This is a genomic window from Pantoea sp. AS-PWVM4 (genome assembly GCF_000468095.1).
Taxonomy (GTDB): domain Bacteria; phylum Pseudomonadota; class Gammaproteobacteria; order Enterobacterales; family Enterobacteriaceae; genus Pantoea; species Pantoea phytobeneficialis.
The window spans coordinates 194,991-216,984 of the sequence record NZ_ASZC01000014.1 but is presented as its reverse complement, the minus strand read 5'-3'; the positions used below and the strand labels follow the sequence as shown (position 1 = coordinate 216,984).

At 57.8% G+C, this 21,994-nt stretch carries 18 protein-coding genes; 5 read left to right on the top strand and 13 right to left on the bottom strand.

Annotation, left to right across the window (positions count from 1 at the left end; all coding sequences use genetic code 11):
* Positions 1–370 precede the first annotated feature (370 nt).
* A complete protein-coding gene (gene ettA / locus L579_RS13640; RefSeq protein WP_071783592.1) occupies positions 371–2,038 on the bottom strand; it encodes an energy-dependent translational throttle protein EttA in 1,668 nt (555 codons plus the stop codon).
* A 186-nt stretch (positions 2,039–2,224) separates the two neighbouring features.
* Here ettA and L579_RS13635 point away from each other — a divergent pair, with 186 nt between their 5' ends.
* Positions 2,225–3,172: a 2-hydroxyacid dehydrogenase gene (locus L579_RS13635; protein WP_021184805.1), complete on the top strand. Its 948-nt coding sequence runs from the start codon at positions 2,225–2,227 to the stop codon at positions 3,170–3,172.
* Here the strand turns inward: L579_RS13635 and deoR are convergent.
* The 9 genes from deoR to atzF all read right to left on the bottom strand — a co-directional run bounded on the left by deoR (position 3,169) and on the right by atzF (position 15,706).
* A complete protein-coding gene (deoR, locus tag L579_RS13630; protein WP_021184804.1) occupies positions 3,169–3,933 on the bottom strand; it encodes a DNA-binding transcriptional repressor DeoR in 765 nt (254 codons plus the stop codon). The genes L579_RS13635 and deoR overlap by 4 nt on opposite strands.
* Before the next feature lie 50 nt (positions 3,934–3,983).
* Positions 3,984–4,682 (bottom strand): urea ABC transporter ATP-binding subunit UrtE, encoded by a 699-nt coding sequence (urtE, locus tag L579_RS13625; RefSeq protein WP_021184803.1) that lies wholly within the window; start codon positions 4,680–4,682, stop codon positions 3,984–3,986.
* 1 nt (position 4,683) lies between these two features.
* Entirely contained in the window at positions 4,684–5,475 is a 792-nt protein-coding gene (urtD, locus tag L579_RS13620) for an urea ABC transporter ATP-binding protein UrtD (protein WP_021184802.1), read from the bottom strand.
* Positions 5,468–6,544 carry an urea ABC transporter permease subunit UrtC gene (urtC, locus tag L579_RS13615; RefSeq protein WP_021184801.1) on the bottom strand — a complete coding sequence of 359 codons (1,077 nt, stop codon included), beginning with the start codon at positions 6,542–6,544 and terminating at the stop codon, positions 5,468–5,470. The genes urtD and urtC overlap by 8 nt, the downstream gene beginning before the upstream one ends.
* On the bottom strand, positions 6,544–8,109 hold the full coding sequence (gene urtB, locus L579_RS13610) for an urea ABC transporter permease subunit UrtB (RefSeq protein ID WP_021184800.1): 1,566 nt from the start codon (positions 8,107–8,109) through the stop codon (positions 6,544–6,546). The genes urtC and urtB overlap by 1 nt, the downstream gene beginning before the upstream one ends.
* Before the next feature lie 170 nt (positions 8,110–8,279).
* The gene (gene urtA / locus L579_RS13605; RefSeq protein WP_021184799.1) at positions 8,280–9,548 is read right to left on the bottom strand and encodes an urea ABC transporter substrate-binding protein; all 1,269 of its coding nucleotides are present in this window, start codon (positions 9,546–9,548) and stop codon (positions 8,280–8,282) included.
* Positions 9,549–9,578: 30 nt separating this feature from the next.
* The gene (locus L579_RS13600) at positions 9,579–10,280 is read right to left on the bottom strand and encodes a GntR family transcriptional regulator (protein WP_021184798.1); all 702 of its coding nucleotides are present in this window, start codon (positions 10,278–10,280) and stop codon (positions 9,579–9,581) included.
* Between the two features lie 9 nt (positions 10,281–10,289).
* Positions 10,290–13,907, bottom strand: a complete 3,618-nt coding sequence (gene uca / locus L579_RS13595) for an urea carboxylase (protein ID WP_021184797.1) — start codon at positions 13,905–13,907, stop codon at positions 10,290–10,292.
* A 2-nt stretch (positions 13,908–13,909) separates the two neighbouring features.
* Positions 13,910–15,706, bottom strand: coding sequence for an allophanate hydrolase (atzF, locus tag L579_RS13590; RefSeq protein ID WP_021184796.1), 1,797 nt, complete (start codon positions 15,704–15,706; stop codon positions 13,910–13,912).
* Between the two features lie 259 nt (positions 15,707–15,965).
* Between atzF and sltY the strand changes: the two genes are divergently transcribed.
* Both sltY and trpR read left to right on the top strand, forming a co-directional pair.
* Positions 15,966–17,885: a murein transglycosylase gene (gene sltY, locus L579_RS13585; protein WP_036626663.1), complete on the top strand. Its 1,920-nt coding sequence runs from the start codon at positions 15,966–15,968 to the stop codon at positions 17,883–17,885.
* A gap of 44 nt (positions 17,886–17,929) precedes the next feature.
* A complete protein-coding gene (trpR, locus tag L579_RS13580; protein ID WP_013507794.1) occupies positions 17,930–18,238 on the top strand; it encodes a trp operon repressor in 309 nt (102 codons plus the stop codon).
* Here the strand turns inward: trpR and yjjX are convergent, their stop codons facing one another.
* Positions 18,239–18,757, bottom strand: a complete 519-nt coding sequence (gene yjjX / locus L579_RS13575; protein WP_021184794.1) for an inosine/xanthosine triphosphatase — start codon at positions 18,755–18,757, stop codon at positions 18,239–18,241.
* A gap of 51 nt (positions 18,758–18,808) precedes the next feature.
* Here yjjX and gpmB point away from each other — a divergent pair, with 51 nt between their 5' ends.
* Positions 18,809–19,456 carry a 2,3-diphosphoglycerate-dependent phosphoglycerate mutase GpmB gene (gpmB, locus tag L579_RS13570; protein ID WP_021184793.1) on the top strand — a complete coding sequence of 216 codons (648 nt, stop codon included), beginning with the start codon at positions 18,809–18,811 and terminating at the stop codon, positions 19,454–19,456.
* A 42-nt stretch (positions 19,457–19,498) separates the two neighbouring features.
* Here gpmB and robA read toward each other — a convergent pair whose 3' ends face one another.
* Positions 19,499–20,380: an MDR efflux pump AcrAB transcriptional activator RobA gene (robA, locus tag L579_RS13565; protein WP_021184792.1), complete on the bottom strand. Its 882-nt coding sequence runs from the start codon at positions 20,378–20,380 to the stop codon at positions 19,499–19,501.
* A 195-nt stretch (positions 20,381–20,575) separates the two neighbouring features.
* Here robA and creA point away from each other — a divergent pair, with 195 nt between their 5' ends.
* Positions 20,576–21,049 carry a protein CreA gene (gene creA, locus L579_RS13560; protein ID WP_013507798.1) on the top strand — a complete coding sequence of 158 codons (474 nt, stop codon included), beginning with the start codon at positions 20,576–20,578 and terminating at the stop codon, positions 21,047–21,049.
* Positions 21,050–21,115: 66 nt separating this feature from the next.
* On the opposite strand, the gene arcA is transcribed toward creA, so the two are convergent.
* Positions 21,116–21,832: a two-component system response regulator ArcA gene (arcA, locus tag L579_RS13555; RefSeq protein WP_013507799.1), complete on the bottom strand. Its 717-nt coding sequence runs from the start codon at positions 21,830–21,832 to the stop codon at positions 21,116–21,118.
* Positions 21,833–21,994: the final 162 nt, after the last annotated feature.

The following is a 21,994-nucleotide window of genomic DNA, read 5'->3' as shown; positions in this document are numbered from 1 at the left end:
TGGGCAAATATCATCACTGCACGATAAATCGTGCCGCTACGGGTTGGGCAAATATCATCACTGCACGATAAATCGTGCCGCTACGGGTTGGGCAAATATCATCACTGCACGATAAATCGTGCCGCTACGGGTTGGGCAAATATCATCACAGCGCGATAAATCGTGCCGCTACGGGATGGGCAAATATCATCACTGCACGATAAATCGTGCCGCTACGGGTTGGGCAAATATCATCACTGCGCGATAAATCGTGCCGCTACGGGATGGGCAAATATCTGTAGCGGCGCGATTTATCGCGCGATCCGGTTCAGGATTTATCGCGCAAAAAAAAGCGCCGGTTAAGGCGCCTTTTATTATCGCGTTAGCGCAATTACTTCGCCATACGCTTGTACTTGATACGCTTCGGCTCCAGCGCTTCTGCGCCGAGGGTGCGTTTTTTGTACTCTTCGTATTCGGTGAAGTTACCTTCAAAGAACTCCACTTTACCCTCATCCTGGTAATCGATGATGTGGGTAGCGATACGGTCAAGGAACCAACGGTCATGCGAGATAACCATCGCACAGCCAGGGAATTCCAGCAGGGCGTTTTCCAGGGCGCGCAGGGTTTCGATGTCGAGGTCGTTGGTCGGTTCATCGAGCAGCAACAGGTTGCCGCCAACCTGCAACAGTTTCGCCAGGTGCAGACGACCACGCTCACCACCAGACAGCTCGCCCACGCGTTTGCCCTGGTCGGTGCCTTTGAAGTTAAAGCGACCAACGTAAGCGCGGCTTGGCATTTCGGTGTTGCCGATACGCATGATGTCCTGACCGCCGGAAACTTCTTCCCACACGGTTTTGCTGTTATCCATCGCATCACGGAACTGATCGACGGACGCCAGTTTCACGGTTTCGCCCAGCTCGATGGTGCCTGAGTCCGGCTGCTCCTGACCGGACATCATACGGAACAGGGTAGATTTACCCGCGCCGTTCGGTCCGATAATCCCGACAATCGCGCCTTTCGGCAGCGAGAAGGAGAGATCGTCAATCAGCACGCGATCGCCGTAGGATTTACGCAGGTTAGCGACTTCCAACACTTTGTCACCGAGGCGTGCGCCTGGCGGAATAAACAGTTCGTTGGTTTCGTTACGTTTCTGGTATTCGGTGCTGTTCAGTTCTTCGAAGCGAGCCAGACGGGCTTTGCCCTTCGACTGACGGCCTTTCGCGCCCTGACGCACCCATTCCAGCTCTTTCTCAATGGACTTGCGACGTGCCGCTTCGGCAGAGGCTTCCTGCGCCAGACGCTGATCTTTCTGCTCCAGCCAGGAAGAGTAGTTACCTTCCCACGGAATACCCTCGCCACGGTCCAGTTCCAGAATCCAGCCCGCCACGTTATCGAGGAAGTAACGGTCGTGGGTGATCGCCACGACAGTACCTTCGAAGTCGTGCAGGAAACGCTCCAGCCAGGCCACGGATTCTGCATCCAGGTGGTTGGTGGGTTCGTCGAGCAGCAGCATGTCTGGCTTTTCCAGCAGCAGACGGCACAGCGCAACGCGGCGGCGTTCACCACCGGACAGGTTAGCGATTTTGGCATCCCACTCTGGCAGACGCATGGCATCCGCCGCACGGTTCAACTGGGTTTCCAGGTTGTGACCATCATGGGCCTGGATCACTTCTTCCAGACGGCCCTGCTCAGCGGCCAGTTTGTCGAAATCGGCATCCGGGTCAGCGTACAGCGCATAAACTTCGTCGAGGCGCTTCAGCGCACCGACCACTTCAGACACCGCTTCTTCTACGGATTCACGCACGGTGTGTTCCGGGTTGAGTTGCGGTTCCTGCGGCAGATAGCCGACTTTGATACCCGGCTGTGGGCGGGCTTCCCCTTCGATATCTTTATCGATGCCCGCCATGATACGCAGCAGGGTTGATTTACCCGCACCGTTCAGGCCGAGGACACCAATTTTGGCTCCAGGGAAAAAGCTGAGAGAGATATTCTTCAGAATATGACGCTTCGGCGGAACCACTTTGCCGACGCGATGCATGCTATAGACGAATTGAGCCACGTTGTAATGAGCCTCTTGGTCTGTGGAGGTGGACGTCAGATGCTGAAGTTTAGCCGTTTTCCCGATCCAATCACAGCGACACAGCGGGGAAACTTCTGGAGCTGGCGCGATAAACGGATAACTGTTTGATTCTCACTCAGCCATCGGACTATGCTGGCTTTTTGCCTTAAAACGGGAGGAGGTGCGATGAGAGTGCTGATTGCTGCGGATGAACAGGCCTGGGGCGGTTTAATCCCGTCGATTCGTCAGATGTTACCCGATGTGGAGTTTGTTGCGTCAGCGGGTCATGCGGCCGAGAGCCTCGCCGGGTTTGATGCATTGGTGCCCGGTATGTGCCGGGTCGATGCGCGGCTACTGGCAACGGCTGATCGCCTGAAGCTGATTCAGCAGGCAGGCGTCGGGCTGGAAGGCGTTGATATCGCTGCGGCAAAGAAGGCCGGCATCATGGTGGCAAATGTCCCCTCTGATCACTCCGGCAACGCCGATTCTGTCGCAGAGCTGGGTATCTGGATGATGATCGGCCTGGCGCGCCGTCAGCAGGAAATCGCGCAGTGCCTGGCGCAGCAGTTGCTCGGACAGCCGATAGGCATGGGGTTGATGGGCAAAACCGTCGGCCTGGTCGGGTTGGGCGGTATCGGTAAAGCGCTGGCAAAACGCCTCGCGCCTTTTGGTATGCGGATGATTGGTGTGAAACGCGAAGCAGATGCAGCCTTTGCCCGTGAGCATCAGCTTGACTGGGTAGGCAGTATCAGCCAGTTGCCGCAACTGTTGGCCGAGTCTGATTTTGTGGTGTTAAGTCTGCCGCACAGCGCGGAAACCCATCAGATTATTGATGCGGCGGCACTGGCGCAGATGAAGTCCACCGCTTTCCTGGTAAACCTTGGGCGTGGCGGGCTGATCGACAAAGCGGCGTTTCTCTCCGCGCTTGAGAATCAAACGCTGGCCGGAGCCGGTTTAGATGTGTTCTGGCAGGAGCCGCCTGATCCCAACGATGCGGTGTTTCAGCATAACGTGATTGCCACACCGCATATTGGCGGTGTCACCGATATCTCGCTGGCAGGGAATATCAAAGGCGTGTGCGATAACCTGCGCCGTCTGCGTGACGGCGAGGCGGTGATTGATCGCTGGGCCTAACCGCAGCACAGCTTAACCCCGGCCACCTGCATCACCTTCAACAACGCAGGTGGCGGCGGGCTGTCGCTCAGCAGAATATCGAATAACGAGAAATCGCCGATCCGGGCGGGCAGCACTTTGCCATATTTGCTGCTGTCGCCCACCACGATACATGTCTGCGCCCGTTGCAACGCCAGATGTTTAATCGGTAACTCATTCAGGTTGTAGCAGGTGGCACCCTGACGTACATCCATTCCGGCGGCAGAGATAAAGGCCTTGGTCGGACAAAGCGCGTCCAGTACCGTCACTTGTTCCAATGGCGTGAATACCGCGTTGTCGGCATGAAACTCCCCACCCGATAAAATCACCCGGCAGTTAGGCTTCTCTTTCAACGCCAGAAAGGTATTGATGGCGCTGCAAATGGCGGTAAACGGCAGCTCGTCATCAATGGCATCAATCACCAGCGGCAGCGTGGTGCCACAGTCAAAAAAAACCGTGTCGTTGGCCTCAATCAGGGCCGCCGCATGCTGCGCCAGCTGCTGTTTTTTGCTGACGTTGAGATTTTGCTGGTCGCTGACAAAGTAATGCGCGATGTTCTGACGCGGATCGCGCATGATGTAGCCGCCCAGCAGCACCACGCCGTTTGCCGGTTCGGTCAGATCGCGGCGGATGGTCATCTCGGACACGCCCAGCAGCTGTGCCGCTTCCTTCAGATGCAGTTTATCGGTGCGTTTCAGCGCCAGCGCCAGGCGGGTGATACGATCAAAGCGGCGGGTTTCCATCTCTCGGTTTTTCCTGGAAAAAACATGCGCCATGTTAACCAGAAATCACCTCAGATCGCCACCAGTCCACGCACCCCATCCGCTTCCATTGTTTCCCCACGGCCACGCTGCACGATTTCACCGCGTGACATGACGAGGTAGTTGTCGGCCAGCTCAGCGGCGAAGTCGTAAAATTGCTCCACCAGCAGGATCGCCATATCACCGCGTTGTGCCAACTGACGGATCACCGCGCCGATCTCTTTGATCACCGACGGCTGGATCCCTTCGGTGGGTTCATCAAGGATCAGCAGTTGTGGTTTGGCGGCGAGAGCGCGGCCAATCGCCAATTGTTGCTGCTGTCCCCCGGAAAGATCGCCGCCGCGTCGCGCTTTCATCTCCTTCAGTACCGGGAACAATTGATAAATCTCCTCCGGCACCGCTTTGGCCTGTGCACCTGAGAAGCGCGCCAGTCCCATTAACAGATTCTCTTCTACCGTCAGACGCGGAAAAATTTCCCGGCCCTGGGGAACGTAGGCGATGCCAGATTGCACCCGCTGATGCGGTTTGCGCTGGTTGATCACCTTATCTTGCCAGCGGATCTCGCCGGACTTAGCCGGTATCAACCCCATCAGGCACTTCAGCAACGTGGTTTTGCCTACGCCGTTACGTCCCAGCAGACAGGTGATTTCGCCGGGTTTGGTTTCAAACGACAAGCCGCGCAGAATGTGGCTGCCACCATAATATTGATTCAGATCCGATACCTGTAACATCTCAGCGCCCCAGATAAACGTCGATTACCCGATCGTCGGCCTGTACTTCGCGCAACGATCCCTCGGCCAGCACCTGGCCCTGATGCAGCACCGTCACATGGTCGGCAATGGTTTCGACAAACCCCATATCGTGTTCCACCACCATCAACGAATGCTGACCGGCGAGGCTGCGGAACAATTCTGCGGTGTACTCGGTTTCCGCATCGGTCATGCCCGCTGCCGGTTCATCCAGCAACAACAGGTGCGGGTCCTGCACCAGCAACATGCCAATCTCCAGAAACTGTTTTTGTCCGTGCGACAGCAGACCGGCTTTGCGCTGACGTTCGCCGCCCAAACGCAGCAGCTTCAGCACCTCGTCGATGCGATCCTGCTGCTCACCGTTGAGACGGGCGCGCAGGCTGGCCCACACCGATTTGTCATTTTTCAGGGCGATCTCGAGATTTTCGAACACCGTCAGCGCTTCAAATACCGTCGGCTTCTGAAATTTGCGGCCAATCCCGGCGCGGGCGATCTCCACCGGAGACAGGGCGGTCAGATCGGTGTCCTGATCGTAAATCACTCGTCCATTATCGGGTCGTGTTTTACCGGTGATCACATCCATCAGCGTGGTTTTACCCGCGCCGTTAGGGCCGATGACGCAACGCAATTCGCCAACGCCGATCTGTAACGACAGGTCGGTCAGCGCGCGAAAACCGTCAAACGACACGTTAATATTTTCCAGCAGCAGCACCGGATCACGTTGATCGCGATGGCGATCCGCCGGATGCGGTTGGGTAAACAGTTGTTCAGTCATCTTTCCTCCGGCGCAGCAGGCCAATCACGCCACGCGGCAGGAACAGCGTAACGAGGATAAACATCAGTCCCAGGAAGAACAGCCAGTACTCCGGGAAGGCGACGGTGAACCAGCTTTTCGCGCCGTTGACAATCGCCGCGCCGAGCAAGGGGCCAATCAGGGTGCCACGCCCACCCAGCGCCACCCAGATAGCGGCTTCGATGGAGTTGGTGGGGGACATTTCGCTTGGGTTGATAATGCCGACCTGCGGGACGTAGAGCGCGCCCGCCAGCCCGCACAGCACGGCGGAGAGGGTCCAGACGAACAACTTAAAACCACGCGGATCGTAGCCGATGAACATCAGGCGGTTTTCTGCATCGCGCACCGCCGTCAGCACCCGACCAAACTTGCTGCGCGCCAGGGCAAAACCGACGCCGATGCTGACCAGCAACAACAACACGGTGGCGACAAACAATCCGATGCGCGTACCGGTGGCGGTGACGTTAAAGCCGAGCAGGGTGGTGAAGCCGGTGAAGCCGTTGTTGCCGCCAAAGCCGGTTTCGTTGCGGAAAAACAGCAGCATGCCTGCGTAGGTCAGCGCCTGCGTCATGATCGAGAAATAAACACCTTTGATCTTCGAGCGGAAGGCGAAGAAACCGAACACCAAGGCCAACAGTCCTGGCACCAGCACGATCAGGCATAGTGCCCAGGCGAAGTGTTGTGTCCCGGCCCAGAACCACGGCAATTCATTCCACGACAGGAACGACATAAACGCAGGCAGGCCATCGCCGGACGCCTGACGCATCAAATACATCCCCATCGCATAACCGCCGAGGGCGAAAAACAGGCCGTGGCCGAGCGACAGCAGCCCGGCATAACCCCACACCAGGTCAAGCGCCACCGCGACAATGGCATAGCAGAGGATCTTGCCGACCAGCGTCAGCGTATAGGTCGAGAGCGCCAGCGGATGGCTGGCGGGCAGCAGCGCAAAGAACGGCATGATCAACAGCAGCAGCGCGATAAGCACGCCCAGGCTGAGTGTCAGACGCGGCGCTTTGCGCGCGGCGGTTAAGGTCAGTGGCTGGCTCATCAGTCAATCACCCTCCCTTTAAAGGCAAACAGCCCCTGGGGACGTTTCTGAATAAACAGAACGATCAACACCAGAATCAGGATCTTACCGAGCACCGCACCAATCTGCGGTTCCAGCACCTTGTTGAGAATGCCCAGCCCGAACGCGGCCACCACGGTGCCTGCCAACTGGCCGACGCCACCCAGCACCACCACGAGGAAGGAGTCGATAATGTAACCCTGACCGAGTTCAGGGCCGACGTTACCCAGCTGCGACAACGCCACGCCGCCCAGCCCGGCGATACCGGAACCGAGGCCAAACGCCAGCATATCGATGCGCCCGGTAGGAACGCCGCAGCAATCTGCCATCGCCCGGTTTTGCGTCACGGCACGCACGCTGAGGCCGAGGCGGGTTTTGTTCAGCAGCAGCCAGGTCAAACCCAGCACGGCGAACACGAACACGATGACCGCGATACGGTTATACGGCAGCACCAGGTTTGGCAGCAGCTGCATCCCGCCGGAGAGCCAGTCCGGGTTGGCGACTTCCAGGTTCTGCGCGCCGAACAGCATCCGCACCAGTTGAATCAACATCAGGCTGATGCCCCAGGTGGCGAGCAGGGTTTCCAGCGGGCGACCGTACAGATGACGGATAATGGTACGTTCCAGCACCATCCCCATCACAGCGGTGACCAGGAAGGCGACTGGCAGCGCCAGCAGCGGATACCACGCCAGCCATTGCGGCGCGAACTGCTGAAACAGGCTTTGCACCAGCCAGGTGGCGTAAGCACCCAGCATCAGCATTTCACCGTGCGCCATATTGATCACGCCGAGCAGACCATAGGTGATCGCCAGGCCGAGCGCCGCCAGCAGCAGGATCGAACCGAGCGACAGGCCGGTAAAGGCCTGGCCGAGCAGGTCGCCCCACATCAGGCGATGCTTGATTTGTTGCAGGCTGTCGCTGGCGGCGGCCCGTACCTGCGCATCGGGTTCGTTCGCCGCTTGCGTCAGCTGTTGCAGGCTGGCCTGCATATTAGGATCGCTGGATTCTCCCAACAGTTTTACCGCTTTCAGGCGTACCTGCGCATCGGGGCTGGTGAGTTGCAGGTTGGCGGCAGCCATCGCCAGGGTGGCGTGCACCTTGCTGTCTTTTTCGCTGGCGAGACGTTGTTCAATCAGCGGTAATTGGTCGGCAGCGCCGTCGTTTTGCAGTTGCTGCGCGGCACGCAGGCGAATGGCAGGGTCGGCACTGACCAGCTGATGTGCGGCGAGCGCACTGGCGATCAACACGCGCAGCCGGTTGTTCATAAAGAGTTTTTTGGTTTCGCCACTCGGCTGTTGCGCGCTGTCGAGCGGCTGGAATTTATCGTCCTGTTTACTGAACGGTTGTTTGTGTTCATCAATGACCACGGTTTCATTGCGCAGTGCCTCCAGCAGCGGCAGGCGACTGGCCTGTGGCGCGGCGGCCCATTGCTGGAGCAGCGTGGCCTGCTGCGTACGACTGGCGGCAGCGAAATCTGCGCCATCGCCCGCCTGGGCCAGCCAGGGCAGGAGCAACAGCAGACAGCAGAGATAGCGGCGAATTGTCATGGTTCTGGCCCTGTGGTTGGGGTGGGTAATGGGGGGAAGGTGCGTGCTGTTACCCTCACCCCGGCCCTCTCCCATAAGGGAGAGGGAGGTGTGCTACATGCAAACGCTTGCTCGATCTGTCCCCTCTCCCGCTTGCGGGAGAGGGTTAGGGTGAGGGCACAGGCCGCACCTTACTGCGTTGATTTCACCGGATAATCAGGCTTCTTATCGTTACCGGCGATATACGGGCTCCACGGCTGGGCGCGAACCGGTTTGTCGGTCTGCCACACCACGTTGAACTGACCGTTCTCTTCGACTTCACCGATCATCACCGGCTTATGCAGATGGTGGTTGGTTTTGTCCATAGTCAGGGTGAAACCGTCCGGCGCTTTAAAGGTTTGTCCGGCCATCGCGGCACGTACTTTATCCACATCGGTAGTACCGGCTTTCTCTACCGCCTGCGCCCACATATGGATGCCGACATAGGTCGCTTCCATCGGGTCGTTAGTCACTACGGTGTTGGCGTTCGGCAGGTTATGCGCTTTGGCATAGGCTTTGTAATCGGCGACAAACTTCGCGTTGGTCGGGTTATCGACTGACTCAAAGTAGTTCCACGCCGCTAACTGGCCGACCAGCGGTTTGGTATCGATACCGCGCAGTTCTTCCTCGCCCACCGAGAAGGCGATCACCGGAATATCGGTGGCTTTGATGCCCTGGTTCGCCAGCTCTTTGTAGAACGGCACGTTGGAGTCGCCGTTGATGGTGGAGATCACCGCAGTTTTGCCACCCGCAGAGAATTTCTTAATGTTGGAGACGATGGTCTGGTAATCGCTGTAACCAAACGGCGTATACACTTCCTGGATATCTTTGTCCTGTACCCCTTTCGAATGCAGGAAGGCGCGCAGGATCTTGTTGGTGGTGCGCGGGTAGACGTAGTCGGTGCCCAGCAGGAAGAAGCGTTTAGCGCTGCCGCCGTCTTCGCTCATCAGATATTCCACCGCCGGAATCGCCTGTTGGTTCGGTGCCGCACCGGTGTAGAACACGTTCGGCGACATCTCTTCCCCTTCGTATTGCACCGGATAGAACAGCAGGCCGTTCAACTCTTCAAACACCGGCAGCACCGATTTACGCGATACCGAGGTCCAGCAGCCAAACACCACCGCGACTTTGTCCTGCGTCAGCAGCTGACGGGCTTTCTCGGCAAACAGCGGCCAGTTGGAGGCTGGGTCAACTACCACCGGTTCCAGCTTTTTGCCCAGTACGCCACCTTTGGCGTTAATTTCATCAATGGTCATCAGCGCAACATCTTTCAGCGGTGTCTCCGAAATGGCCATGGTGCCGGAGAGCGAGTGCATAATCCCCACTTTGATGGTATCGGCAGCCTGGGCACCAAAGGCAAAGCCCATGCTGACAACGGTAGCGGAGAGAGCGAAAGCCTTAAGCAACGAACGTCTTTTCATCGTTTAAACCCCTAAATGTGTAATGTGTTGTTATTCAATGGGTTGAAGCCGGGCCTGCTGTAACATGTGTAAAGTGATTTTTCTGACCTCTGCTTTGCTGACGGCGATATGGTCGGTCAGAATGCGCTGTGCCTCCTCGGTATGTTGCTGAAATATCGCCCGTAAAATCTGAGCGTGCTCGCGGTACGTGGCATCGACCCGGTCGTCGCGCGTGAAGTCGAGACGACGGATGATGCGAATTTTTTCGGTCAGTTCGGCGTGCACACGGGCCATTTCCCGGTTGCCAGTGGCGCTGACCAGCGCCATATGAAAGGCTTCGTCGTGCAGCGACACGGTTTTGCCATCTTCCAGACGCGGGTTATCGATCCAGAAAATTTTCAGCTCGGTCAGGGTTTCCGCGCACTGCAACGGCGGCAGCGAGCAGAGACGGCGCACCGCTTCGCGTTCCAGCACGGTGCGGAAATCGTATAGCTCCTCGAAGTATTCAAAGTTGAACGGCTTAACCTGCCAGCCGCTGCGGAACCAAACCTCGACATAACCTTCCCGCTCCAGCCAGAAAAGCGCCTGACGCACCGGCGTGCGGCTGACCTCCATCCGTTCGGCGATTTCGCTTTCGCTAAAGCGGTCGCCGGGCATCAGGCGAAACTCGAAAATATCGTTCTTCAGCGCCTGGTAGACTTTCTCTGCCAGCGCTTCCGGACGGCCTTTGCTGCGTTGCGGGCTGGTACTCATGGGCATTCCTTATTCCAGCCACAGCAGGGTGTCGCCCGGACTCACCGGACGCCCCGCCTGGCAGGCGATACGTTTCACGCGACCCGCCTCGGGTGCGACAATAGCCAGCTCCATTTTCATCGCCTCGACGATGATCAGCGTCTGACCGGCGGCCACTTCATCACCCGGCTGCACCAGCACTTTCCAGATGTTGCCGTTCATATCGGCGCTCACCGCCAGTGCGGAGTCGTCCTCTTCCGCCACCACCAGCGTCTCTTCACTGGTCAGCGGTGCGTTCTGCTCCTCCTGCGCCCACAGCGTCACTTCCTGTTCAAAGGCGGCGGCCTGGCGGGCACGGAACTCGGCGATTGAATCGGCGTGCTCAACCAGGAATTGCTGGTGGGCAGCGAAGTCGAACAGCGTCTCCTCGATGCGGATACGTGCACGACCTTCGCGGAAGTCGTCGCGTAACTGTGTCAGTTCTGCTTCGCTTACCGGGTAGAAACGCACCTGATCGAAGAAGTGCAGCAGCCAGGGCTCGTCGGCCGCGAACTGATCGTTTTTCAGGAATTTGTTCCAGATGGGCAGCGTGCGGCCGACCAACTGGTAGCCACCGGGGGAGTCCATGCCGTAGATACACATGTACATGCCGCCAATGCCTACGGTGCCTTCAGCGGTGAAGGTACGCGCCGGGCTGTATTTGGAACTCAGCAGGCGATGACGCGGATCGACCGGCACCGCGCAGGGCGCGCCGAGATAGACATCGCCCAGACCGAGGATCAGGTAGCTGGCATCGAAAATGGTATCGCGCACTGCTTCACGGCTCTCCAGGCCATTAATACGCTGGATAAAGTCGACGTTGTTCGGCAGCCACGGCGCAGTGGCGCGCACGGTTTCTTTGTAGCGTTCCACCGCGCCGAGCGTGGCGCTGTCTTCAAATGCCATCGGCATCCAGACAATGCGCGACGGCACTTTCAACTGGCTGACATCACCCAGTCCGGCTTCCAGTTCCAGCAGCAGCGCCATCAGTTGCGGCTGGCTGAGGATCAGGCTGTCGTAGCGCACCTGCAACGAACGCACGCCGGGTGACAACTCTTCCACACCAGGCACGGCGCGATCCCGCAGTGCTTGCATCAACAGATGCACGCGCAGGCGCAGTGCCAGATCCAGCACGTTGTCGCCGTACTCAATCAGCACGTATTTATCACCGGCCTGGCGATATACCACTGCCGGGGTGCTGGTGGTGGCGGGTAATGCCGCCAGCAGCGTCGCCGAGCCGATGTCGCTGGCCGCCAGTGACGGTACGTCAAACGCAGGTGCATGGGCAGAACGCAGGGTCGCGACGCTATGGGCCTGGGCTTTCTCCAGCGCCACCGCTTCGTCGGCGCTGATCGGGTGGAATCGGATACGATCACCCGGCTTCACCTGACCAACTTTCCACAGCTCGGCTTTGGCGATGGTGACCGGGCAGACGAAGCCGCCGAGGCTTGGGCCGTCATGGGTAAGGATCACCGGGAAGTCACCGGTGAAGTTCACCGCGCCGATGGCATATTCACAGTCGTGCACGTTGGAAGGATGCAACCCGGCTTCGCCACCGTTGGCACGCGTCCAGCTCGGTTTCGGACCTACCAGACGCACACCAAGACGGTTGGAGTTGTAATGTACCTGCCAGTCGCTGGCGAAGAATTCATCGATAGCGGCCTGGGTGAAGAAATCCGGTGCGCCGTGCGGTCCGTAGAGTACGCCGATACGCCATTCGCTGCCGTAGTGCGGCACCAGTGCGTGATCGAGCGCCTGGGGTTCGCTGACCGGGGCAGGCGTGGTGCAGGCCGCAAGCAGAGGTTGGGAGATTGGCAGCATATCGGCGACGCGTAACGTACGTCCGGCATGGCCGCCAAACTGGCCGAGTGAGAAGGTTGAACGGCTGCCGAGATACTCCGGTACATCAAAACCGTTACGCACGGCCAGATAGGTGCGACAACCGCTGTGGGCGCGGCCCAGTGTCAGTGTCTGTCCTGCCGTGACCTTAACCGGTTGCCAGTAGCTAACCGGCTCACCGTCGAGATCGGCCGGACAATCGGCACCGGTCAGGGCAATCAGCGCGTCGCTGTGAAAACGCAGCGTCGGGCCTTGCAGGGTGAATTCCAGACCGGCAGCGGCTTCGTGGTTGCCAACAATACGGTTGGCAAGACGGAAGGCGAAATCATCCATCGGGCCAGATGGCGGCACGCCGATATCCCAATAGCCGAGGCGACCCGGAAAATCCTGAATGCTGCTGAAGGTGCCGGGTTGCAGCACTTCAATCACGCTGGCCGCCGGGGTGAAGCTGTCGAGGTAACGTGTCCAGACCTTGCCGCTGCGGAACGCCTCGGTGGCAACGATCTGACGCAGATAATCCAGGTTGCTGGCGATACCGTGCAGTTGGGTGGCCCCCAGCGCCTGCTGCATTTTCGCCAGCGCGGCATCACGGGTGTCGGCATGGACGATCAGCTTGGCGACCATCGGATCGTAATACGCGGAGACTTCGGTGCCGGTATCGATCCAGCCATCAACGCGCACATCGTCCGGGAAGCTGACGCCGGTCAGCACGCCAGGGCTGGGCTGGAAGTTTTTCAGCGGATCTTCCGCGTACAGGCGCACTTCAATGGATGCGCCTTGCGGTGCCTGCTGCATTCGCGCCCAGTCGAGGCTGTCGCCCGCCGCCACTTGCAACATGCACTCCACCAGATCAAGACCGGTGACGCACTCGGTGACCGGATGTTCTACCTGGAGCCGGGTGTTGACTTCGAGGAAATAGAACGCGTCCTGTTCGGCGTCGTAGATATATTCCACGGTGCCTGCACTACGGTAGCTGACCAGCTCGCCGAGACGCACCGCTGAGGCCAGCAGCGCTTCACGCGTGGCCTGCGGTAGGTTTGGCGCTGGAGTTTCTTCCACCACTTTCTGATTACGACGTTGCAGCGAGCAGTCGCGTTCGCCCAGAGCAATTACTTTGCCGCTGCCGTCGCCAAAAATCTGTACTTCAACGTGGCGGGCGCGATCGATGCAGCGCTCAAGAAACACGCCTGCGTCACTGAAAAATTGTTCGCCGAGACGACGCACGCTCTCCCAGGCGTTGCGCAGCGCATCGGCGTCGGCGCAACGCGTCAGGCCGATACCACCACCACCGGCGGTGCTTTTCAGCATCACCGGATAACCGATGCGATCGGCAGCGCTCAGGGCTTCTTCCAGCGAGGTCAGCAACGCGGTGCCCGGCGTCATCGGCACGCCAGCACTGGCTGCCAGTTCACGGGCGCGGTGCTTGAGGCCAAACTCGCCAATCTGCTGCGCGGTCGGGCCAACAAAGGCGATACCGGCTTCTTCGCAGGCGGCGGCAAACGGCAGGCTCTCAGAAAGGAAACCGTAGCCCGGCCAGATGGCTTCTGCGCCGGTTTCTTTAGCGGCAGCAAGGATTTTGTCGATTCTCAGGTAGCTGTCGCTGGCTTTGTCGCCGCCAAGGGCAATCGCCACATCAGCCTCTTTCACATGGCGTGCGTTGCGGTCAGCGTCGGAATATACCGCCACACTTTTTACGCCAAGACGTTTCAGGGTGCGGATAGCGCGGCAGGCAATTTCGCCACGGTTAGCAATCAGAACGGTACTGAACATGATTATTTACTCCCCAGGGATGTCAGCCAGTTGCGCCAGCCGCCAAATTCGGTGATCTCCAGTGCCTGTTTCAGCACCATCGGTTCACAGATAAAACCTTTCACCACCCGGCCATCGGCCAGCGTCAGCGAGCCAATTCCCAGCGGCGGCGGGATTTCCGCCACAAACTCGCCAAAGCGTGCCAGCGGGATATCCCACAGCTCGACGGTGATCGCTGCCCCATGTTCATCGCGCAGCAGGCCCGGTTTTTTGATCGGCCCATCCAGCAGCGCAAACAGACGGTAATGGCTGGCGGTGGTGGTTTCCTCCACCAGCACCGCCTGGCGGGTGGTGAGCTGGAAGTTGAGCGGCATACCGGTGAGGTGAGCACCAACGACTGCGACGCGCACATGATCGGCGGAAGGCGGCAGGGCGCGATGCTGCATTGGCTGCGCTTTGCCGGTGGCACCGAGCGGCAATGCCAGCTGCTGCTGCCAGCGCAGGCCGAATTCCACCAAGGCACGATCATGCCAGGCGGGGGCGATCAGGGTGATGCCCGCCGGCAGGCCATCGGCACGGAACGGTGCCGGTAGCGCCAGCGCGCTGAGGTCGGCCAGATTGGTGAAGTTGGTGTAGGTGCCAAACTGCGAGTTGTAGCGCACCGGCTCCTGCTTCATCTCTTCAATGGTGTGGATGGTGGGGGAGGTCGGCACCACCAGCGCATCGAACTGCGCCAGCGTTTGCTGAATTTGGCGCGTCAGTTCCGCGCGCAGATATTCGGCTTTGAAGGCATCGACCGCGCTGTAATCCAGACCGCTTTTCACGATGCCATAGACCACCGGGTCCATCTCTTCCGGGCGGTTGATCATCTCGCCCACCGCCACGGTGCGCTCCGTTACCCACGGGCCGTAGTAGAGCTGCTCGGCCAGTTGCTGGAATGGGGTAAAGTCGATGGGGTGCAGCGTAGCACCGCTGGCGAGCAGGCGTTCCAGTGCACTGTCCCAGGCGGCTTCTGCTTGCTTGTCATCAAAGAATTCCGGGTTGGCCGGAATGGCAAAGTCGGGGTGCGCCTTGATGCTGGCGGGCGCAGTATGCGGATTGCTGCGCGAATAGGCATCGGCCGCGTCATAACCGCCAGCGGCGCTGGCGACGGCAAAGGCATCTTCCACCGTCAGGGCAAATACGGAAATGGTGTCGTTCAGGCGGCAGGCGGGCAGCAATCCACTGGCCGAGAACCAGCCTTTGGTCGGTTTCAGGCCCACCACATTATTGAAGCCAGCCGGTACGCGACCGGAACCGGCGGTATCGGTGCCGAGCGAGAAGCCTACCAGACCGCGTGCCAGTACCGACGCCGAGCCGGAACTGGAGCCGCCGCTGACGTAGTCGGCATTAAAGGTATTACGCACCGCACCATAAGGGGAACGGGTGCCGACCAGACCGGTGGCATATTGGTCGAGGTTGGTTTTGCCAATTACCACCGCGCCGGCGGCTTTCAGTTGGGCGACGACAAAGGCATCTGCGCTGGCGGTATAAGTCAGCGCCGGGCAGGCGGCGGTCGTCGGCCAGCCCGCGACATCGATATTGTCTTTGACGGCAAAAGGTACGCCAAATAACGGCAGTGCCGCCGGGTTGCGCAGATAGCTGGCTAACAGCGGCTCAATTTGTGCCTGAAGTTGTGCCGGGGTGGCGAGATACAACCACGCATTATCCTGGTTATCGATAGCTGCGAGGTGTGCTTCCAGCAGGGCGGTGATCTGCTGCGGTTCCTGTTGGTAACGCTGTTGCCAATCCTGAAGCGTGTAGCCAAAAGTCGATGCCATGAGTGAATTCCAACTGGTATACAAGATGGAATTCAACAGAGCAAAGGCCGTGCCATATTTGTAACAGAATGATTATGCGAAATTAGTTCCAGTACGATAAGTTTTTGTGATGAATAAGTGCACAATGGCGGCGCAGCATCTGGTCGATAGCGGTGCATGATCGTAAATTTTATGAAGAACATGGCAAGAGCGTGTTGGCCTGGTTAGCATGAAGAAAGTCTGGCATGCAGCTGGATCGCAGCACAAAGAGGAGAGTGAAGTGGATAAGTGGCGTAACTGGATTATAGGGATCTGCCTGGTCAGTGCGGCCAGCAGCGTGTGGGCCGATTCGCTAGACCAGCAACGACAGCGTTATGCCCAGATAAAACAAGCCTGGGATAACAAGCAGATGGACACCGTGGCACAGTTGATGCCAACGCTACAGGATTACCCGCTCTATCCTTATCTGCAATACCGTATGCTGGCGCAGGATCTCGATCAGGAAACGCCGCTGGCGGTGAAGAATTTTATTCAACAATACCCGACGTTACCGCCTGCGCGTGCGCTCTCCACCCGTTTTGTCAATGTGCTGGCACACCGTCAGGCATGGCAGGAATTGCTGAATTTCAGCCCGGAAGCACCGCAACCGGTACAGGCGCGTTGTAACTGGTATTACGCCAAGTGGGCCACCGGCCAGCAGCAGGTGGCGTTTGATGGCGCGAAAGACATCTGGCTACGCGGGACATCGCTGCCTAATGATTGCGACCAGTTGTTCTCAGTGTGGCAATCTGCCGGGCAACTCTCGCCGATCACCATCCTTGAGCGTATTCGCCTGGCGATGAAAGAGGGTAACGATAGCCTGGTCAATTATCTGGCAAAGATGTTGCCAGCGGATTATCAAACCATCGCCACGGCAGTGATGACGTTGCAGCAGAACCCGCAAACCGTCACCAGCTTTGCCAGCAGCGTTGGGCCGACGGATTTTACCCGCCAGGCCACCAACTTTGCTTTCGCCCGTGTGGCACGTCAGGACGCAGAAAATGCGCGCCTGATGATTCCGGGACTGGTGCAGTCGCAGAAGATGGGACCGGCAGATGAGCAGGCGCTGAAAGAGATCGTCGCGTGGCGTCTGATGGGCAACGATGTGACTTCTGAGCAGGCGCGCTGGCGCGATAACGTGGTGATGAACAGCGAATCCACCACGTTGATTGAGCGCCGGGTGCGACTTGCGCTGGGTAATAACGACCGGCGGGGACTGAATACCTGGATTGCTCGCCTGCCGGTCGAGGCCAAAGAGAAAGATGAGTGGCAATACTGGCAGGCCGACCTGCTGATTGAGCAGGGACGTAAAGATGAAGCCGACGAAATCCTGCGCAAGTTGATGCAGGGACGGGGTTTCTATCCGATGGTGGCGGCCCAGCGGTTGGGCGTCGACTATCCGTTGCAGGTGAATCCGGCTCCGGCACCGGAGAGCAATCTGGTGCAGGGTGCGGAACTGGCACGGGTGCGCGAGCTGATGTACTGGGGGCTGGATAACCTGGCGCGCAGCGAATGGGCTAACCTGATTTCCAGCAAAACCCGTCAGCAGCAACAGATGCTGGCGCGCTACGCCAATGAGCAGGACTGGTGGGATCTGAGCGTGCAGGCCACCATTACCGCCAAAATGTGGGACAGTCTGAAAGAACGCTTCCCGCTGGCATGGCGCAATCTGTATCAGCAGTACACCAGCGGCAAAGCGATTCCGCAAAGTTATGCCATGGCAATTTCGCGTCAGGAGAGTGCGTGGAACCCGAAAGCGCGTTCGCCGGTGGGGGCCAGTGGGCTGATGCAGGTGATGCCCGCGACCGCCACGCATACCGTGAAGATGTATAACATTCCCGGTTATGTGAACAGCGGCCAATTGCTTGATCCACAAACCAATATCCAGATTGGTACGCAATATCTGGATTATGTCTATCAGCAGTTTGAGCAGAACCGTATCTTTGCCTCGGCAGCTTACAACGCCGGACCGTCGCGAGTGCGTAGCTGGCTGAACAACAGTGGTGGACGTCTGGATGCGGTGGCGTTTATTGAAACCATTCCCTTCTCGGAAACTCGTGGCTACGTGAAGAACGTGCTGGCGTATGATGCCTACTATCGTTACTTCATGGGACAACCCGATAAGATTCTGGCAGATAGCGAGTGGAATCGCCGCTACTGACTGTGCTATGCTTCCGTACTCGTTAATGAGTACGGAAGCCCTTCATGAGCCAACCCCTTTCTTCCCAGCCTGTTGAAGATAACTGGCTGCGTTTTGTTGACCTGATGCAAAATGCCTTCGCCGATGGCGTCGCCTTACCGTTGCTGCAATTGATGATGACCCCGGATGAGCGGGAGTCTTTTGGCACGCGTCTGCGCATCATTGAAGAGTTGATGAACGGAGAGATGAGCCAGCGTGAGCTGAAGAATGAGCTAGGCGTTGGTATTGCCACCATCACCCGTGGCTCCAACAGCCTGAAAGAAGCCCCGCCGGAGCTGAAACGTTGGCTGGAAGCGCGTCTGGGACGCGCCTGATCACTGCTGGTACAACGGATGGGTGAACGGGCAAAGCGCCAGAATCAGCGCCTGATGATAGACGCTGGAACGCGTCAGCAGCCCGTGGGTAAAGGCACCAATCGCTCCGCCTTTCTGTTTGATATTTTCCACGCCGGTTAAGCGCGCCATTTCATCACCCAACTCATGACCGGCGCTCAAACCTGCCATCACCACCGCTGGTAGCGTAAAGCTGGCGGAACGTGATTCACCGCGCTGCTGCGCATTTTCCACCACCATCCACGCGAAGGCGCTGTCGCCTTCAATTCCGGCTTCAATGGCCACCCAAAAATCGGCATCCGCTTTTTTGGCGCGTGCGTTGGCAACACGCTGACGTGCGCCAGTTCGCGTTTCGACATCCGTCAGCGGCTGGGCTGCAACGCCGCTCTCGACCTCGACCCCTTCAATATGGCAGGATCCTTCGCCGAAAACGTCGTTGAACGCTTGTGCAATCGCGCGGATTTTTGCCGGATTGATGGTGGCTGCGACAACATGGTACATAATTGTTTGAACCCTCAAGGCAAATTTGTCGCAGTATAACGGAAATTAAGCATGCTACAGGTCTATCTTGTTCGTCACGGTGAAACGGTTTGGAATGCGGCCCGACGCATTCAGGGGCAGTCCGACAGTCCGCTGACGGAGAAAGGTGAGCAACAGGCCCATCAGGTGGGTGAGCGCGTTAAATCGCTGGGGATTACCCATGTGATTGCCAGCGATTTAGGACGTACTCGTCGCACTGCGGAAATTATCGCGGATGCCTGCGGTTGTGCGGTAACGCTTGATGCGCGCCTGCGCGAACTCAATATGGGGGTGCTGGAACAGCGCCCAATCGAAGGGTTGACGGCGGAAGAAGAGAGCTGGCGGAAAACCCTGGTGGATGGCACCGAAAACGGTCGCATTCCTGGCGGTGAGTCGATGGCGGAGATGGCGGCGCGGATGCACGCGGCGTTAAATGATTGCCTCGGATTACCGGCAGGCAGCCGTCCACTGATTGTCAGCCACGGTATGGCACTCGGCGTGCTGGTCAGTACCATTCTTGGTTTACCGGCACATGCCGAACGCCGTTTGCGTCTGCGTAACTGCTCCATCTCTCGCGTTGACCATCAGCAGAGCGCCTGGCTGGCAGCGGGCTGGGTGGTGGAGACGGCCGGGGATGTGTCACATCTGGATGCACCAGCGCTGGATGAACTGCAACGCTGAAGCGCAATATGAAAATGCCGTCATGACGACGGCATTTTGCTGTTAGCGTTCTTGCACCGGACGTATCGGAATCAGATACTCGCAGCGAATCTCGGTAGGTGGCTCGCTACGCTTCTTGCCACCGTGGGTGAAGAAACGTTCGATATCCTGCCCCTGACGACGTACCAGGCCCAGCGTGGGCATGCAAGTCCCGTACAGCAGCAGAATAAATTCCTGCAACGCGGTACGCGGTCCGTTATAGGTGAACTGCACATAATCACCCGCTTCCAGAATCACGCTCTGATTGGATTGCATGCTTTTTGCCAGTTGATCGGCAGGCACCGCGGTGGTGTAGAGAATCTCCTGCTCGTCATCCTTTTCATGGCTGGCGCGTACCTGATGCAAGCCATACAGCACCGGTGGCACGGTATCGGTTTCCAGCAGGAACTGTTTCCAGAAATGCACGCGCATTTCGTCGCGATAGCTGGAAATCTGCTCCAGCGTGCAGCTGTAGCTTTGGGTTTGACCCACCAACACCGTTTCCGGCAGCGTGACAAACTGCGGCTCAGGCATGTGGTTATCTTCCAGACGGATCGGCGGGCGGATACCGAAGGAGTTCCAGTCTGACGAACGACGATACCAGGCGGGCGTCTGATTGAACTGCTTTTTAAACGCACGGGTAAAGGTCTGCTGGGAATCGAAACGGTATTGCAGGGCGATGTCGAGTATCGGGCGGCTGGTGAGGCGTAACGCCACCGCGGCCTTAGACAGCCGGCGAGCGCGGATATAAGCGCCGATCGCGTGGCCTGTCACGTCCTTAAACATGCGCTGCAGATGCCATTTGGAATAGCCCGCTTTCAGGGCGACATTATCCAGTGAAAGGGGTTGATCCAGATGGCTCTCCAGCCAGACAAGCAAATCGCGAATGATACCGGCTTGGTCCATAAAACATCCTCATAACTCTCTGGTGGCGCAACTTATGAAGTCGTCGAATAATAGCACGAAATGCAAAAAGGCGAGAGGGCGGTTTTGTAAGTCGACTGTGCTACATCAATGCGGGTTGTTACCCATTTGGTTTGGTTCTGTTATCGATTGCCAGTACATTACATTCTCATCTATTCCGTTTGCAATGGTAACTCCATGACAATAGCTCGCCTTCTTATAGTCACCCTGGCAACATATGCCTTCGCGGGATCCCTCCAGGCAGAGGAGATCGGCTCAGTTGACACGGTTTTCAAGATGTTTGGCCCCGATCATAAGATCGTGGTGGAAGCCTTTGATGACCCCGATGTAAAAAATGTAACCTGTTATATCAGCCGGGCGAAAACCGGTGGGATCAAAGGCGGATTAGGTCTGGCCGAGGACACTTCCGATGCGGCGATTTCCTGCCAGCAGGTAGGGCCGGTTACGCTGAGCGATAAAATTGCGCAAGGTAAAGCGCAGGGGGATGTGGTGTTCCAGAAGCGCACATCGCTGGTTTTTAAGAAGCTACAGGTTGTACGCTTTTATGATCAAAAGCGCAACGCGCTGGTCTACCTGGCTTACTCAGATAAAGTGGTGGAAGGCTCGCCAAAAAACGCGCTGAGCGCTGTGCCGATTATGCCCTGGCATTAACAACAGGCTGGCACCTATTCGTAGCGGCGCGATAAATCGCGCCGCTACAGAACAGATATGTGCAGATTAGTCCTGCAACTCACCGCAGAAGCGATAACCTTCGCCATGAATAGTGGCGATGATTTCTGGGGTATCCGGCGTAGATTCGAAATGCTTACGGATACGGCGGATGGTGACATCCACGGTGCGGTCATGCGGCTTCAGCTCGCGACCGGTCATTTTTTTGAGCAGGTCAGCACGGGTCTGAATTTTGCCTGGGTTTTCGCAGAAGTGCAGCATGGCGCGGAATTCACTGCGCGGCAGCTTGTACTGCTCGCCGTTCGGGCTGATCAGTGAGCGGCTGTTGATATCCAGCTCCCAACCGTTGAAACGATAGCTTTCCACCTGACGACGCTCCTCATTGGGCATCGCCAGATTCATGGTACGCGACAACAGGTTACGCGCACGGATGGTCAGCTCACGCGGATTAAATGGCTTGGTGATGTAATCATCCGCGCCAATTTCCAGACCAAGGATTTTATCCACTTCATTATCACGGCCGGTGAGGAACATCAGCGCTACGTTCGCCTGCTCACGCAGTTCACGCGCCAGCAACAAGCCGTTTTTGCCCGGCAGGTTGATGTCCATAATCACCAGATTGACGTCGTTTTCCGTCAGAACCTGATGCATTTCGGCGCCGTCGGTGGCTTCATAGACCATGTAACCTTCAGCCTCAAAGATGCTTTTGAGGGTGTTACGCGTGACCAGTTCGTCTTCAACGATAAGAATGTGCGGGGTCTGCATGTTTCGCTACCTAAAATTTGCCAACAAATCGAAAACAGGGCGTACGGCGGTTGCACTTACTGTTAATCGTAACAGCATGCCGTTCGCAACCGGTGTACGAAATAATCTTCGGAATACACCATCCATCTACGTCAACTTCAGTGTTAGCTCAGCCAGTCAGGA